Genomic DNA, 14,949 nt, shown 5'->3' on the forward strand with positions numbered 1-14,949 from the left:
GCGTCTCCCTTGAATATTCCCCATCAGCATCACCAACGAGGCTGCCCATGTCCATTCCACGTTTTGCGGTGATCGGCCACCCGGTGGCGCACTCGCTGTCGCCGCGGATCCACGCCGCATTCGGACGCCAGCTCGGGATCGCCTTGGAATACGTCGCCATCGACGCCGCGCCGGAGCAGTTCGACGCCTTGCTGGCCGAGTTCGCCGCCGAAGGCGGGCTGGGCGCCAACATCACCCTGCCGCACAAGACCCGTGCGGCCGGCATCTGCACCCATCTCAGCGAACGCGCGCGCCGTGCCGGCGCCGCCAACACCCTGATCCGCAGCGCCACCGGCTGGGAAGGCGACAACACCGACGGCGTCGGCCTGGTGCGCGACCTCACCGAGCGTCACGGCCTGGACCTGCGCGAACGCCGCACCCTGCTGATCGGCGCCGGCGGCGCCGCGCGCGGCGTGGCACCGGCCCTGCTCGACGCCGGCATCGGCGACCTCTACATCGTCAACCGCACCCCGGAGCGCGCCGACGCCCTGGCCGACGCGCTGGGCCAGCCCGGCCGCGTGCATCCGCGTTATCTCAAGGACGCGATGGCGCTGGGCGCGTTCGACCTGATCGTCAACGCGACCTCGGCCGCGCGCGATGCGGAGCTGCCCACGCTGTCGATGGGCCTGGTCACGCCGCGCACCGCGGCGGTGGACCTGAGCTACGGCGAAGTCGCGATCCCGTTCCTGGCCTGGGCCAAGGCGGCCGGCGCGCACGACCGCATCGACGGCCTGGGCATGCTGGTCGAACAGGCCGCGGAGAGCTTCGAGCGCTGGCATCGCGTGCGTCCGGAAACCGACGCCGTATACGCGGCCCTGCGCGAACGCGACGACGCCCTGGTCACCGCCGACTGATCCGCCGCGCACGGCGTGCGGCCGCGGCGCGGCCGTGTCGACGTGCGAGCACGCAACGGGAACGACCATGGATTCCAACGCTCTGTTCGCCATGCTGCTGGGCCCCGTGCTGTACGCCACGCCGCATCTGCTGGTGTGCACGGTCGGCCTGGTGCTGTGCCTGATGCGTCGCCCCGCGTTGGGCGCGGCCGGCACCTACGCCAGCGCGGGCTTCGGCTTGTTCATCTTCGGCTCGCTGCTGGGCTTGGGCGGCCATGCCTGGCTGTTGTGGATGCGCCAGAACGGCGATCCCTCGGCGGCCTCCATCGCGATGAGCATGGGCATGTTCAGTGCGTTCGCCACCTTGCTGCACACGATCGCGATGGGGCTGCTGATCGCCGCGATCCTGGTGCGGCGGCCGACGCGGGCGGCCTGAGCGCGGCCGAACACGCCGCATCCGATTGAAGCCATGTCGAACCCCAGCCACCACGACGCGACGCGTCCGCACACCGTCTACCACTTCGCCGATCCGGCCGATTGGGCGCGCGCGCAGGACACCGGCGCGTACCGCAATCCAGGCCTGCAGCGCGAAGGCTTCCTGCACTGCGCTACCGCCGCGCAACTGGCGGGCGTGATCGAACGCCATCAGCGCGGACGCGGCGCTTTGGTCCTCTTGCACCTCGATGCGTTCGCGCTCGGCGACGCCTTGCGCTACGACCTCAGCCCTCGCAGCGGCGAAGCTTATCCGCATGTCTACGGGCCGATCCCGCTGACGGCGGTGCGCGCGGCCGAACCGTTCCAGGCGCCGCAGTGAGCGCGCTGAGCTGCCGCAGCGGCTGCGCGGCCTGCTGCACCGCGCCCTCGATCGCCTCGCCCATTCCCGGCATGCCGCACGGCAAACCCGCCGGCATGCCCTGCGTGCAGTTGGACGATCAGCTGCGCTGCCGTTTGTTCGGCCGGCCCGAACGGCCCGCGTTCTGCGCCTCGCTGCGGCCGTCGGCCGACATGTGCGGCGCCAGTCGCAGCGAAGCGATGGCGCTGCTGTCGGCCCTGGAGCGTGCCACCCAGCCCGACGCGGCGTCGCCGCCTGCTGTGGGAGCGCCGTAAGTCGCGATCGAACTCCACCCGGATTCGACGATTCGCTTGCGCGTCTAGCTCCAATCGCGACTTGCGTCGCCCCACAGGTGCTGGCGACGCGAACGCGGAGTATGAGCGCGGCACCGAGGTGGCGCGGCCGTTACAACAAGCCGTCGCGCTTCACCGCCAGATACTTCTCCACCAGCGACGCGGCCAGCTGATCGCAGGACACGTCCAGCACCATCACGCCGTGGTTGCGCAGGGCGTCGTGGGCTGCGGCGCGCTGTTCCAGGTATTGCGCGGTGGCGCCGGCGCGGATCGCGTCGCGCAGGTCGTGGACCTCGTCGGACAATGCGGTGTCCAGCGAGTCCTCGCGCAACGACGCCACGCAGACCAGGTGGCGCTTGCGCAGCATCTGCACCGCGGTCAGCACGTCGTCCATGTCCTCGTCGCGCAGGTTGGTGACCAGCATCACCAGCGCACGCCGGCGCTGGCGCAGCGACAGCTCGGTGGCGGCGGCTAGGAAGTCGGTGGCTACGGGCTGCGGCTGCAGCGCGTAGCTCGCGCGCAGCAGGCTGTCGATCGCGCCCACGCCGCGGCGCGGCGGCACCCAGGCCGTGGCGCCGCCGCTGGCGAGCAGCCCGACCGCATCGCCCTGGCGCAAGGCCAGATAGGCCACCACCAGCGCGGCGTCGAGCACGTGGTCGAAGTGCGACAACTCGCCGTCGCGCGCGAGCAGGCGCCGGCCGGTGTCCAGCATCAACACCAGCTGCTGGTTGCGCTCGTCCTGGTACTCGCGCGAGATCAGCCGGCGCGCACGCGCGGTCGCCTTCCAGTCGATCTGGCGCAGGCTGTCGCCGACGCGGTACTCGCGCATCTGGTGAAAGTCGGTGCCTTCGCCGCGGCGGCGCTTGAGGTGCGCGCCGACCAGCCGCGAGGCCTGTTCGGCGCTGAACATCGCGAACTTGGCCAGCGGCGCGAAATTGGGGAACACCCGCACCGGCTGCGCGGCGCCGGCCACGCGCGAGTGCCACCACAGCCGCCACGGCGAATGCAGGCGCAGCTGCACGCCTTCGAAGGCGAAATCGCCGCGCGCGTTGGCGCGCAGGCGGTAATCGATGCTGCTGCTCTCGCCGCGACGCAGGGTCAGGCGGCGCGGCAGTCCCTGCATCGACCAACCGCCCGGGTGCAGGTCGAACACATCCAGCGGCTGCCGGCGCGCATCGGCGTCCAGGGTCAGGCTGACCTCGCGCTCCAGGCCGATCGGCCAGGTGTCGGGCATGCGCCGCTGCACGCGCGGGGTCGCCGCCAGGCTCACGCGCCAGGCATCGAACAAGGCGATCGCGGCCAACGCCGCACCGGCGATCCACCAGGCGCGCGTCGGCACCCAGCCGATGCTCGCGGCCAGGCCGAACGCGCCCCACAGCACCAGCAGCGCCAGCAAGGCCGGCGCCGGCCGCGGCAGACTGCGCGCGGGCGTGGCGGGGACCGGTGCGACGACGGCGCTCATTGCCGCGGCGCTTCGACCTTGGCCAGCAGGGCGTGCAGCACGTCGTCGGGCGACTGGCCCTCGATCTGCATTTCCGGCGCCAGCGCGATGCGGTGGCGCAGCGCCGGCTTGGCGATCTCGCGCACGTCGTCGGGGGTGGCGAAGTCGCGGCCCGACAGCACCGCCTGCGCGCGCGCCGCGCGCACCAGCGCCAGGCTGCCGCGCGGGCCCGCGCCGAGGGCGATGCCCGCCCATTCGCGGGTGGTCGCGGCGATGCGCACGGCGTAATCGATCACCGCGTCGTCGACCGTGATCAGGGAGGTGCCGTGCTGCATGGCCACGATCTCTTCCGGCCCGAGCACGCGCTGCACCTGCGACAGGTCGAAGTCCGAGGCGCTACGGCCCTGGCTGACCGCGGTCACCATGCGCTTCTCGTCGGCGCGGCTGGGATAGCCGATCAGCACCTTGAGCAGGAAACGGTCGAGCTGGGCTTCCGGCAGCGGGTAGGTGCCTTCCTGCTCGACCGGGTTCTGCGTGGCCAGGGTCAGGAACGGCGGCGCCAGTTCGAAACTGTGGCCTTCGATGGTGACCTGCAGCTCCTGCATCGCCTCCAGCAACGCCGACTGGGTCTTGGCCGGGGCGCGATTGATTTCGTCGGCGAGCAGCAGGTTGGTGAACACCGGGCCGCGGCGGATGTTGAAGCTCTCGGTCTTGGGATCGTAGACCGCGTGGCCGCTGATGTCGCTGGGCATCAGGTCGGGCGTGAACTGCACGCGCGCGTAGCCGCAATCCAGCGCCTTGGACAGGGCGCGCACCAGCAGGGTCTTGCCCAGGCCGGGCACGCCTTCGATCAGGGCGTGGCCGCCGGCGAGCAGGGCGATCAGGATCTGATCCAGCGCTTCGGCCTGGCCGATGAAGGCCTTGCCGACCTCGTCGCGCACGGCGGCGGCGCGTTGCGCCAGTTCGGTACCGGTGATCGGTGCGGGCACGTTCGCGGGCGTGGTCATAGCGAGTTTCTCAGTCGGATCAAAGTGGCGATGCGGGAACGGAACGCGGCGTGATCGCGCGCGACCGGCGTGGCCAGCGCTTCGCGGATTTCCGCGGGCGTCAGCTTGAAACGTTCGGCCAGCAGGGCCGCCTGCGGCTCGCCGTCGAGCGCGGCGGCCTGCGGATCGCGGCGGCGCAGACGCAGCAGGAAGGCAGTGCGCACGGCCGCGTGCAGCAGATGGCCGTAGCCGTAGCGGTAGGCGTGTTCGCCGCTGGCCAGCACGTGCTCGAGCAAGGAGCGGCGCTCGCTGGCAGGCGACGGCAGCGGCGGCCCGAAGCGCTGCGCGCGCCGCCACAGCCACAGCAACAGGGCCAGCAGCATCGGACCCCAGGCCATCCAGCTGCGGGTCAGCAGGGTCATCCACAACGAGGGGACGTCGGCGGCGTAGATCAGGTGCACGGTGCCGGCGCGGTAGTTCGGCGCCAGCAGCTGGCGCAATAGCGCGATGTGCGGCGCGTCCTTGATCGCTTCTTCGTGCTCCTGACCGGCGGCATTGACTGCGAAGTCGAGGTCGGCGAGCACGTCGACGCTGCCGCGCCCTTGCGGCAGGCGCGCGAACACGTAGCCGGTGTCCTCCGCGCCCCAGGCGCGCAGCGGCACCGCCGCGCGCTCCATCAACAGGAAGCGCCGGCCCCGGCAGAACTCGACGTGCGAATCCTGGCGCTCGACGTACATCGCCACGCAGTCGGTCTCGCGCTGCGGGAAGAACTTCACGCCCAGCTCGGTCAGCACCGGGATCGACGCGGCCGCGCTGAGTTCGCCCAACGGCGGCGTGCGCACGATCAGGTGGCCGCCGCCGTGGACCCAGGCCAGCAGGGCCTTGGCGTCCGATGCCGACAGCTGGCGCGGATCGCGCAGCAGCAGCACGGTGTCGCGCGCGCCCAGCGGATGCTGGTCCGCTTGCAGGCGCTGGCGCGAGACCGCCTTCACCCCGTCCTTCTTCAGGGCCAGCTTGAGCACGTACAGCGGATTGCTGGCGGCCTCGCCGGTGCGCGGCAGGTCGATCCACTCCTCGACCCGCTCGTGCGTGCGCCACCACCAATAGCCCAGCCCCGCAAGCAGCAGGACCACCAAGGCGGTCGCCAATCCGGTACGCAGATTCATGCCGCCCACCCGAAGCGTTGGCTGAGCGTGCGCAGCAAGGCGTCGAACTCGTCGAGCGCGGGCAGACGCTGCGCATAGGCCGCGTACTGCCAGGTGCGCACCGTGCTGGCGAAAACCTCGCGGTCCTCGGCCAACGGCATCTTGCGCGAGGCGCGCAGGCATTCGGCTTCGGTCGCGCCGGGCACCAGTACGACCTGGGCGCGCGCGACCATGGCCTCGACGCTGGCGCGATACAGCAAGGCCAGGGCGTCGCGCTGCCGGCCCGACTGCCACAGGCGGCGCGCGGCGGTGGGAATGTCGTCGGGCAGCGGTTCGACCTCGACCACCGCGCTGGTCTGCACCGGCTTGGGTTCGCGCTGCTCGGCGCGCGCGCTGTCGCGCAGCCAACGCAGCCAGCGCGGCGCGGTCACCACGATCAGCAACGCCAGCGTGCCCAGCAGCAGCCACAGGCCGTACTTGCCGAGCAGGGCCAGGACCACGCCCAGGCCTTCCAGCGCCGGCGGCGGCTTGAGTTCGGAGGGCTTGTCCGGCTTGCGCGATTTCCAGGTGCTGACCTTGCGCTTGGGCGCGACCGTCGGGTCCTGGTAGGCCTGTTCGACCGCCTTGCGCAGGCCGGCGTCCTCGGCGCGCGCATCGCCGAAGACCTCGCCCAGGGTCGGCGGCGCCTGCGCTTCCTTGGCCGCGATGGCCTTGTTCAAGGCCCGCTCGTCGTCCTCGGACGCCTCGACATCGTCCGGCCGCACCGGATCGCGCAGCGGCGCGCCGATCGAGGACGCGGTGTCCTCATCCTCGACGAATTCCTCCGTCGACGCGTCGGTGGCGTCTTCGACCACGGCCGCATCGTCCATCGCGTTGGCCTCGGCCGACGGCGCCGTCGGAGCGCTGGGCGCGGCCTGCTGCGCCGAAGCGTCCGGCAACACGCCCAAGCCGAAACACAGCGCCAGCAACAGCGGCGCGCTGGCGGCGCTCAGGCGCGCGCGCAGCCGCCGGAACACGATCTCGATGTCCCAGGCCTCGATCTCGGTGCGGCGGTTGAGATACAGGCCGAAACCGGCGCCGACGTAGAAGGGCTCGATCAGACAGGTCGCGGCCCAGGCCAGGATGTTGCCGGCCAGCTGCACCCAGGTCGCTTCCGCCAGCAGCGCCTGCCAGATGCCCTGGGCGGATTCGGACAGGTATTCGGCGGGAATGAACATCGCCGCGCCGGCCGCGATGCCCAGGTACAGCGCGCCCTCGAAATGGAAGCAGACCAGGGTCAGCAGCGCGGCCACGCCGTACACCGGCGCGCCCAGCGCGGTGCGGCGCTGGCGCGCCTCGGCGCCGCGTCCGCCTTCGAGCAGGTCCACCGGCAGGTACAGCGAACGCGCCGGACTGAGCCGGCGCCAGGTCAGATACGGCAGCGCCCAACGCGCGCCCCAGCGCAGCTGCGCGCGCACGGTCTGACCGGTGCTGGGCACGTCGCCGAACACCGCGCGCGACAGCACGTACAGCGGGATGCGGTCGAACACCGGCTTGATCCACCACATCAGCAGCGCGGCCAGCCACAACTTGTCCAGCGCCCAGCCTGCGGCGTTGACCGCGACGAACAGCGGCAGGGTGAGCAGCAGATAGGGCTTCCAGATCGCGGCGGCATGCCGGCGCGTGAGCGCGGTGCCGAGCTCGACCGCTTCCCAGGCCGTGCGCGGACGCAACGCGACGGTGAGCGATTCGATCTTCATGACTCGACCCGATCCTCGATCGCGAAATCCTGGTTGCGCCCGCCGAACCACAGCCAGCCGCCGACCACCACCCACAGCGCCGCGCCCACGGCGTACTTGATCGCGGCCGGGATGGTCGCGATCGAGGACCAGAACGCTTCCACGAACGCGGCGAACACCAGCATCGCCAACACGCCCACGCAGATCTTGGCGCCGCGCTTGCCGCCCTCGATCAGGGCGTCGATGCGCCGGCGCTGGCCGGGCGCCACCAGGTTCAGGCCCAGGCGCAGGCCGGCACCGCCGGAAATCCAGATCGCGGTGAGCTCGGGCGCCGAGTGCCCGGCGACGAAGCGCCAGAACGGATCGCCGTGGCCGACCGCCTGCAGGTGGCCGGCGACGCCGCCGATGATGACGCCGTTGCTGATCAGCACCACGATCGAGCCCAGGCCGAACAAGAAGCCGCTGGCGAAGGTGCGGAAGCCGACGCTGACGTTGTTGAGGATGTAGTAGCCGAACATCGCCAGATCCGTCTCGGCGCCGCGGCCGAGCTTCTGCAGCGGGCTGTTGGGGTCGTACATGTGCTCGAACTCGGCCAACTGCTCCGGCGGGAACAGGGCGCTGGCCAGTTCGGGCTGGATCTGGATCGCCACGAACATGGTGATCAGCGGCAGCCAGAACAGGGCCGCGGCCGCGGCCATGCAGCCGCGCTCGGCGCGCACCAGGCGCGGGAAGCCGGCGAACAGGAACTCCAGCGCGCGCCGCCAACGCGGACGCGGCGCGCGATAGAGCAGGCCGTGGCCGCGCTGCATCAGGTCCTGCAGACGGTCGGTGACCGACGCGCTGTAGCCGCGGCGGCGCGCCAGCGCGAGCTGCTGGCACAAGCGCCGATAACGCGCCGGCACTTCGTAATCGGGCAGGCCCTGCCAGCTGCGGCGCTCGGCGCGCGCCCGCTTGGCGCTGTCGCCGCGCGCGTCCAGCCACGCCTCCAACTGGTTCCATTCGGCCTGGTGGCGCTCGACGAAACGTTCCTGCTTGACCGCGGCAACCGGACTCATCGACGCCCCAGCAGCCAGTTGGCGATGCCGTATACGCGCGTTACCGCGGTATCGCCGCGCGCGCCGGTCAAAGGCTGGACCAGGTCGGCCAGCTCGATCTGGCGCGCCACGGCCAGGCGCGGCGCGCGTTCGGCGAACGCGACCATCGCCGCCTGTTCGTAAGGCAGCAGCGGCACCGCCGGCGCGCTCGCGACGCCGACCGGCGCGGCCGCCGCTTCGTGGCGGCGCGCCTCGTGCACGACCAGGGTGCCGGCGACCATGTCGCCCAGGCGCCGGCCGTAAGGATCGGCGTAGCTCGCGATCAGGCCGAAGGCGTAACCGAACGGCAGCATGTCCACCACCCGCAACAGATTGCGCACGAACGACTGCATCCAGCCCACCGGCGCGCCGTTCTCGGCGACCACGCGCAGGCCCAGCGCGCGCTTGCCCGGCGTGCGGCCGTTCCACATCGCCTCGAAGGCGACGTGGTAGAACCACAGCAGCACGAACATCAGCACCAGATAAAACCCCATGCCGCCCTTGCCGAGCAGGCCGAACGCCAGCGAGCCGACGAACAGCAAGGCCAGGCGGATGCAGAAATCGATGGTCCAGGCCAGTGCGCGCGGCACCGGTCCGGCCGCGGGCAGACGCAAGGCGACGCCTTCGGGCGTCACCACTTCGCGGTAGGTATCCAGCATCACAGCGGCACGGCGCCTGCGTGCGGCGTCGGCCGCGTCCGGGTGCGCGCGGCCTGTGTTCGGTGCAACTCGTCCATGCGGTTTCCGGCTTCTCCCCTGCGACGACTGTAAACGCGGCCCAGGGCCGTGCCTAGTCCGCGCTGGCCATGCCCAGGTAACGGTCCTTCAGACGCACATAGTGCTGGGCGCTGTATTGCAGCTGCTCGATCTCGCGCTCACTCAACTTGCGCACCAGGCGTGCCGGATTGCCCAGCCACAACTCGCCCTCGCCGACCGTCTTGCCGGGCGCGATCACCGCGCCCGCGCCGACGAAGCCGAAACGCTGCACGGTGGCGCCGTCGAGGATCTTGGCGCCCATGCCGATCAGGGCGAACTCCTCGATCCGGCAGGCGTGCACGATCGCGCCGTGGCCGATGGTCACGTCGTTGGCGATCAGCGTGGGCAGGCCGCCGGGGCGCGTGAACGGGCCCTCGTGGGTGACGTGGACGATGGTGCCGTCCTGGATGTTGGTGCGCGCGCCGATGCGGATGTAGTTCACGTCGCCGCGCACCACGCAGCCGGGCCAGATCGAAACGTCGTCGCCCAGGGCGACCTGGCCGATGACGGTGGCGGCGGGATCGACGTAGACGCGTTCGCCGAGTTCGGGGGTATGTTCTAGATAAGGACGCAGGCTCATGCCCGGATTGTAAGCCGCGCGCGCCGACGCCATGGGCACGGCTGGGCGCAGGCGCGGTCGTTTCGGCGCTTGCGCGCTACCGACTGCGCCTGCAGGCGAACACGCGGGCGTCGATGGCCGCGACGGTGCTGGCCGACCTCGCACGACGCCCACGCGCATTCGAGCGCGCATCCGCGCCGCCGCGCACACCCGGCCTTCGCCATCCCGGCACCGCGCCGGCCCCGGCACGCGAGGACGGCCGCGCCGCCCCCCTCGCCTGGCCTGTTCCGCCCCGCCACGGGCACCCCCTAGCGGCCCCGGCGCGACTACACTGCGGCGTATGGACATCACCGCCGACACCACCCCCAGCGAACTGGCCGCCACCCGCGAGCGTCTGCGCTCGGCCTGGCGCGCGCGCAAGCCCGACTACGCCCAGCGCCGCGCCGACCTGCTGCGCCTGCGCGACGCGTTTCGGGCCCGGGTGACGGAGATGGACGCGGCGATCCAGGCCGATTTCGGCCACCGCTCCAGCCACGAGAACCTGCTGTCGGAGGCCATGATCACCCTGGCCGAGATCGACCACGCGATCGGCCACCTGCGCCGCTGGATGCGCCCGCGCCGGGCCGCGGTGGGCTGGCGCTTCTGGCCCGCGCGCGCCGAGATCCGGCCCGAGCCGGTCGGCGTGGTCGGCATCCTGTCGCCATGGAACTACCCGGTGAACCTGGCCCTGGTGCCGCTGGTGTCGGCGATCGCGGCCGGCAACCACGTTTATCTGAAGCCGTCCGAGCACACCCCGCGCACCAGCGCCTACCTGCGCGAGCTGCTGGCCGAGGTGTTCCCGGCCGACCGGGTCGCGGTGGCGATGGGCGGCGCCGAAGTCGGCGCGGCGTTCTCGGCCCTGCCCTTCGACCACCTGCTGTTCACCGGCTCGACCGCGGTCGGCCGCAAGGTCATGGCCGCGGCCGCACCCAACCTGACCCCGGTCACCCTGGAACTGGGCGGCAAGGCGCCGGCGGTGGTCTGTGACGATTTCCCGATCGAACTGGCGGCCGCGCGCATCGCCAGCGGCAAATGGTTCAACGCCGGTCAGACCTGCATCGGCGTGGACTACGTGCTGGTCGACGCGGCCCGCCGCGACGCCCTGGTCGCGGCGCTGCAGGCCGAACTGCGCCAGCGCTACGGCCAACTGGATGCGCCGCAGGACTACACCCGCATCATCAACGACAGCCAGTACGCGCGCCTGCGCGGCTACGTCGACGACGCGCGCGCGCGCGGCCTGCAGGTGATCGAACCCTTCGCGATCGACCCGGACACCGCCGCGCGCGAACGCCTGTTCGCGCCCACCCTGGTGATCGAACCCGGCGCCGACGCCCAGGTCATGCAGCACGAGATCTTCGGCCCGATCCTGCCGGTGCTGTCCTACCGCGACCTGGACGAAGCGATCGCGCGCATCAACGCCCTGGACCGCCCGCTGGCGCTGTATCCGTTCGGCTTCGACCGCGCCCAGGTCGAGCGCATCCTCGACCAGACCCTGGCCGGCGGCGTCACCGTCAACGACACCCTGCTGCACTTCGGCGCCCACGATCTGCCTTTCGGCGGCATCGGCCCCAGCGGCATCGGTGCGATCCACGGGCGCAACGGCTTCGACACCTTCAGCAAGCTGCTGCCGGTGTTCCGCCAGCGCCGCATGGCCGCCAGCGACTGGCTCAAGCCGCCCTACACCGGAAAGATCGACCGCCTGATCCGCTTCCTGTCCAAGTGAGGCCAGGCCGGCGCGCAAGCCCGGCACAGGCCAAAACGCGGCGGCCGTGGTTACACTCGCGGCCATGAAAATCGTCAGCTGGAACGTCAACTCGCTCAACGTGCGCATGCCGCACCTGGAAACCTGGCTGGGCCTGCGCGCGCCGGACGTGGTCGCGCTGCAGGAAACCAAGCTGGAGGACCACCGCTTCCCCGACACCGAGCTGTCGGCGCTGGGCTACCGCAGCGTGTTCGCGGGCCAGAAGACCTATAACGGCGTCGCCATCCTGTCGCGCGAACCGGCACAAGACGTGCAGATCGGCGTGCCCGGCCTGGACGACGAGCAAAAGCGCGTGATCGCCGCCACCGTCGGCGGCGTGCGCATCGTCAACCTGTACGTGGTCAACGGCCAGGACGTGGGCACCGACAAGTACGCCTACAAACTGCGCTGGCTGGACGCGGTCCACGCCTGGCTGGCCGAGGAACTGCGCGCGCACCCGCAGCTGGTGGTACTGGGCGATTTCAACATCGCCCCCGACGAGCGCGACGTCTACGACCCGGCGGTGTGGAACGAAACCCACATCCTCACCTCCACCGCCGAACGCGACGCCCTGCAGCGCCTGTACGCGCTGGGCCTGCACGACAGCTACCGCATGCACCACGATGCCGCCGGCGAATTCAGCTGGTGGGACTACCGCCAGGCCGCCTTCCGCCGCAACCTCGGCCTGCGCATCGACCTGGCCCTGGTCTCCGACGCCCTGCGCGCCCGCTGCACCGGCGCCGGCATCGACCGCGAACCCCGCACCTGGGACCGCCCCAGCGACCACGCACCGGCCTGGGTGGAGTTGGGCTGAGCGAGGCGGAAATAGGCCTGGCGCCACGAGCAGCGAGCGAGACCGCCTCGCTCCTTCGACGTAGACGTAAGCGGGCCAAGCCCGCAGTCGAATCTCCGACCGCCACATCGGGTTAAAGCCCCGCGCAGCAAGATCAGGCAGACGCAGTTGCGATTGCCGTTGCCGTTGCCGTTGCCGTTGCCGTTGCCGTTGCCGCGGCATTGAAGTCCAAAAGCCCCGCACTCACACGACCAACCGTAGACCCGAAGGGCGGCGCGCAGGACGCGCGCCGTTTTTCGAATGGACAGGGACGTCCATTCGAAAAATCCCCGCGCCAGCCCCGAACCCGCAGGGGAGGTTTGGTCAAGCTAGCCCTTCTCTTTGGTTACTTTCTCTTGGGCTAGCAAGAGAAAGTGACCCGCATGCGCAGCAGGCGGAAGCCTTTGACCTTCGAGCCGAAGCGGACGAAGCAACAGCAAAAGCAAATCCTCCCCAACCCTCCTTTGACAAAGGAGGGAGCTAGGAGCAAGAGAAAGTGACCCGCATGCGCAGCAGGCGGAAGCCGTTGACCTTCGGGCCGAGCCGGCGAAGCAACAACAAAAGCAAATCCTCCCCAACCCGCCCGGCCAGCAGGCATAGCCTGCCGGCGCTCACCCGTGCACGAACCTGCGGTTCGTAAGCCGCACGGCTTCACCCTTTTCCAAAGGAGGGAGCTAAGAGCCAAAGAGCTAGGAGCAAGTGGTCGGGATCCAGTCGCGCGCGAACCTGCGGCTCGTAAGCCACACGGCTCCACGCCCACCCCGCCCATAAAAAAGCCCGGCGATGCCGGGCTTTTTTGTCGAGACCTCGCGAACCGCTTAACGCACCCGGCCGCGCCGGAACAAATTGACGATGCCCAACAACACGATCGCCCCCACCAGCGACAACAACAGCCCGTTGAGACTGAAATTGCCGTCGTTGATGTCGCCAGCGCCCAGCCCCAACAACCCGCCCAGCCAACCACCGAGGAACGCCCCGACGATGCCGACGATCACGTTGAGGAAAATGCCCTGCTGGCCGTCGGTTCTCATGATCATGCTTGCGAGCCAACCGATAACGCCGCCCACGACCAACCAAATAATGATGCCCATCATGATGCTGTCTCCTGTCCGTTCAGATGAAGCCCGATACGCATTCGCACCGACGAATACGCAGCCTCTGCCGCCTCGGGACGCCGCCAGTCTGGGCGCGGCTTCGTGATGGGGATGTCAGCGCAAACCCGGTAAAAACCGATGCGCGTCACGCCGCGTAGACACGCCGCCTGCGGATTCAGCGGACATTGACTCAGCCGGCGTTGCCCTGCAGCAGCTGCAGCAGGCGATCGCGCGGCAGCTTGCCGGTTTCGTTGCGCGGCAAGGCTTCCACGATGCGCAGCGGCCGCGGCAGGAACACCGGATCGATGCTGGCGCGCAGCGCCTGCAGGATGCCCGCTTCGTCCAGCGTCGGCGCGACCGCGAGCGCCGCGATCCGGCGCACCGCGCCTTCGCCGGCGTCGAGCTGGAACACCACGCCGTCCTCGACGCCGTCGATCGCGAGCAACTTGCGGGTGAGATCGCCCAGCGAGGCGCGCTTGCCGGCGATCTCCAGCAGATCCGCGCTGCGCCCGCGCAACACGAAACGGCCGTCGGCGCCGACCTCCATCAGATCGGCCAGCACCACCGCCTCGGGCAGATGCGGCGCATACACCGCGGTGCCGTCGGGTTGCGGCGACACCCGCACGCCCGGCAGCGGCGTCCAGGCCAGCTCGTGGGCGGTGCGACGGCGCGCGATCACGCAGGTTTCGGTGGAACCGAACACTTCGCGCACCTCGCAGCCGTAACGGGTTTCCGCGGCCAGGGCCAGGTCCTGCGCCAGCGGCGCGGTGGCCGAGACGATGCCGGCCAGCGGCGGCAGCGCGATGCCGGATTCGACCAGCGCGCGCAGATGCACGGGCGTGGTCACCAGCAACGGCGGCGCCGGCGCGTCGGCCAGGGCCTGGGCGACGTCGCTGGGGAAGAACGGCCGCGCCGCATGCACCGCGATCGGTCCCAGCAGCGGCAGCAGCACCGACATCTCCATGCCGTACATGTGCTGCGGCGGCACGGTCGCGACCAGCGGCGTGACCCGGTTCGGCGCCAGCAGGTCGGCCAGCGCGGCCAGGTTCTGCGCGGTGCTGGCGCGGAACGCGCGCCAGGTCTTGGGATTGGGTTTGGGTTGGCCGGTGCTGCCGGAGGTGAAACCGATCGCCACCAGCGCATCGTGGGCGATCGTCGGCGGCGCGCCCTCGGCCTGGGCCAGGGTCTCGGGCAGGCGCCAGTACTGCGGCGGCGACGGATCCAGGGCGATGTCGCCCAGGCAATAACTGTCGGCGTGCTGGGCGAGCGCGTCGGCGATCACCGCCGGCGCGCGCGAGGACGGCAGCAGCGTGGTCTGCCCGCGCAGCGCGGCCGCGCAGAACGCGACCAGGAAGCGGTAGCGGTCCTCGCACAGGTTGATCGCGTAGCGCGCCGTCGGCAGGGCCGCGGCCAGCGCGCGCACCTCGCGTTCGAAACGCGACTGCGCGATCGCATCCTCGTGCGCGTACGCGAGCAGGCGCGCCTGCGCCCCGGTCACCAAGGCGACGCGTTCGCCCCCCGGTACCGCATCGTGATCAACAACTGCTGACATCGTTCGCCATTCGTTAC

The 14,949-nt window shown here is 70.5% G+C and carries 15 protein-coding genes; 6 read left to right on the top strand and 9 right to left on the bottom strand.

The annotated features are described in order from the left end of the window. The first annotated feature begins 47 nt into the window (after positions 1-47). The 4 genes from aroE (at position 48) to BMZ45_RS14895 (ending at position 1,979) form a co-directional block, all read left to right on the top strand. Positions 48-893 carry a shikimate dehydrogenase gene (aroE, locus tag BMZ45_RS14880; protein ID WP_091637338.1) on the top strand — a complete coding sequence of 282 codons (846 nt, stop codon included), beginning with the start codon at positions 48-50 and terminating at the stop codon, positions 891-893. A gap of 67 nt (positions 894-960) precedes the next feature. Then, positions 961-1,308, top strand: a complete 348-nt coding sequence (locus BMZ45_RS14885; protein WP_091637339.1) for a hypothetical protein — start codon at positions 961-963, stop codon at positions 1,306-1,308. A gap of 33 nt (positions 1,309-1,341) precedes the next feature. Continuing rightward, the gene (locus BMZ45_RS14890; protein ID WP_091637340.1) at positions 1,342-1,686 is read left to right on the top strand and encodes a DUF952 domain-containing protein; all 345 of its coding nucleotides are present in this window, start codon (positions 1,342-1,344) and stop codon (positions 1,684-1,686) included. A gap of 5 nt (positions 1,687-1,691) precedes the next feature. Beyond that, on the top strand, positions 1,692-1,979 hold the full coding sequence (locus BMZ45_RS14895; protein ID WP_175489133.1) for a YkgJ family cysteine cluster protein: 288 nt from the start codon (positions 1,692-1,694) through the stop codon (positions 1,977-1,979). 130 nt (positions 1,980-2,109) lie between these two features. Here the strand turns inward: BMZ45_RS14895 and BMZ45_RS14900 are convergent, their stop codons facing one another. From BMZ45_RS14900 to BMZ45_RS14930, 7 genes are all read right to left on the bottom strand, one after another. Continuing rightward, complete coding sequence (locus BMZ45_RS14900; RefSeq protein WP_091637342.1) at positions 2,110-3,459, bottom strand: DUF58 domain-containing protein; 1,350 nt, start codon at positions 3,457-3,459, stop codon at positions 2,110-2,112. Beyond that, positions 3,456-4,445, bottom strand: a complete 990-nt coding sequence (locus tag BMZ45_RS14905) for an AAA family ATPase (RefSeq protein WP_091637343.1) — start codon at positions 4,443-4,445, stop codon at positions 3,456-3,458. Before BMZ45_RS14905 ends, BMZ45_RS14900 begins: the two co-directional genes overlap by 4 nt. Then, positions 4,442-5,590, bottom strand: a complete 1,149-nt coding sequence (locus tag BMZ45_RS14910; protein ID WP_091637746.1) for a DUF4350 domain-containing protein — start codon at positions 5,588-5,590, stop codon at positions 4,442-4,444. The genes BMZ45_RS14905 and BMZ45_RS14910 overlap by 4 nt, the downstream gene beginning before the upstream one ends. After that, complete coding sequence (locus tag BMZ45_RS14915) at positions 5,587-7,308, bottom strand: hypothetical protein (RefSeq protein ID WP_091637344.1); 1,722 nt, start codon at positions 7,306-7,308, stop codon at positions 5,587-5,589. Before BMZ45_RS14915 ends, BMZ45_RS14910 begins: the two co-directional genes overlap by 4 nt. Beyond that, a complete protein-coding gene (locus tag BMZ45_RS14920; protein WP_091637345.1) occupies positions 7,305-8,342 on the bottom strand; it encodes a stage II sporulation protein M in 1,038 nt (345 codons plus the stop codon). Before BMZ45_RS14920 ends, BMZ45_RS14915 begins: the two co-directional genes overlap by 4 nt. Next, positions 8,339-9,019 carry an RDD family protein gene (locus BMZ45_RS14925; protein WP_091637346.1) on the bottom strand — a complete coding sequence of 227 codons (681 nt, stop codon included), beginning with the start codon at positions 9,017-9,019 and terminating at the stop codon, positions 8,339-8,341. The genes BMZ45_RS14920 and BMZ45_RS14925 overlap by 4 nt, the downstream gene beginning before the upstream one ends. A gap of 130 nt (positions 9,020-9,149) precedes the next feature. Then, positions 9,150-9,695 (bottom strand): gamma carbonic anhydrase family protein, encoded by a 546-nt coding sequence (locus BMZ45_RS14930; protein ID WP_091637747.1) that lies wholly within the window; start codon positions 9,693-9,695, stop codon positions 9,150-9,152. A gap of 319 nt (positions 9,696-10,014) precedes the next feature. Here BMZ45_RS14930 and BMZ45_RS14935 point away from each other — a divergent pair, with 319 nt between their 5' ends. Both BMZ45_RS14935 and xth read left to right on the top strand, forming a co-directional pair. Beyond that, positions 10,015-11,436: a coniferyl aldehyde dehydrogenase gene (locus tag BMZ45_RS14935; RefSeq protein ID WP_091637347.1), complete on the top strand. Its 1,422-nt coding sequence runs from the start codon at positions 10,015-10,017 to the stop codon at positions 11,434-11,436. Between the two features lie 64 nt (positions 11,437-11,500). Further along, complete coding sequence (gene xth / locus BMZ45_RS14940) at positions 11,501-12,268, top strand: exodeoxyribonuclease III (RefSeq protein WP_091637348.1); 768 nt, start codon at positions 11,501-11,503, stop codon at positions 12,266-12,268. A gap of 836 nt (positions 12,269-13,104) precedes the next feature. On the opposite strand, the gene BMZ45_RS14945 is transcribed toward xth, so the two are convergent. Next, entirely contained in the window at positions 13,105-13,377 is a 273-nt protein-coding gene (locus BMZ45_RS14945; RefSeq protein ID WP_091637748.1) for a GlsB/YeaQ/YmgE family stress response membrane protein, read from the bottom strand. A 193-nt stretch (positions 13,378-13,570) separates the two neighbouring features. Beyond that, complete coding sequence (locus BMZ45_RS14950) at positions 13,571-14,932, bottom strand: AMP-binding protein (RefSeq protein WP_091637349.1); 1,362 nt, start codon at positions 14,930-14,932, stop codon at positions 13,571-13,573. Positions 14,933-14,949: the final 17 nt, after the last annotated feature.

The organism is Lysobacter sp. cf310, assembly GCF_900114355.1.
Classification (GTDB): Bacteria; Pseudomonadota; Gammaproteobacteria; order Xanthomonadales; family Xanthomonadaceae; genus Lysobacter.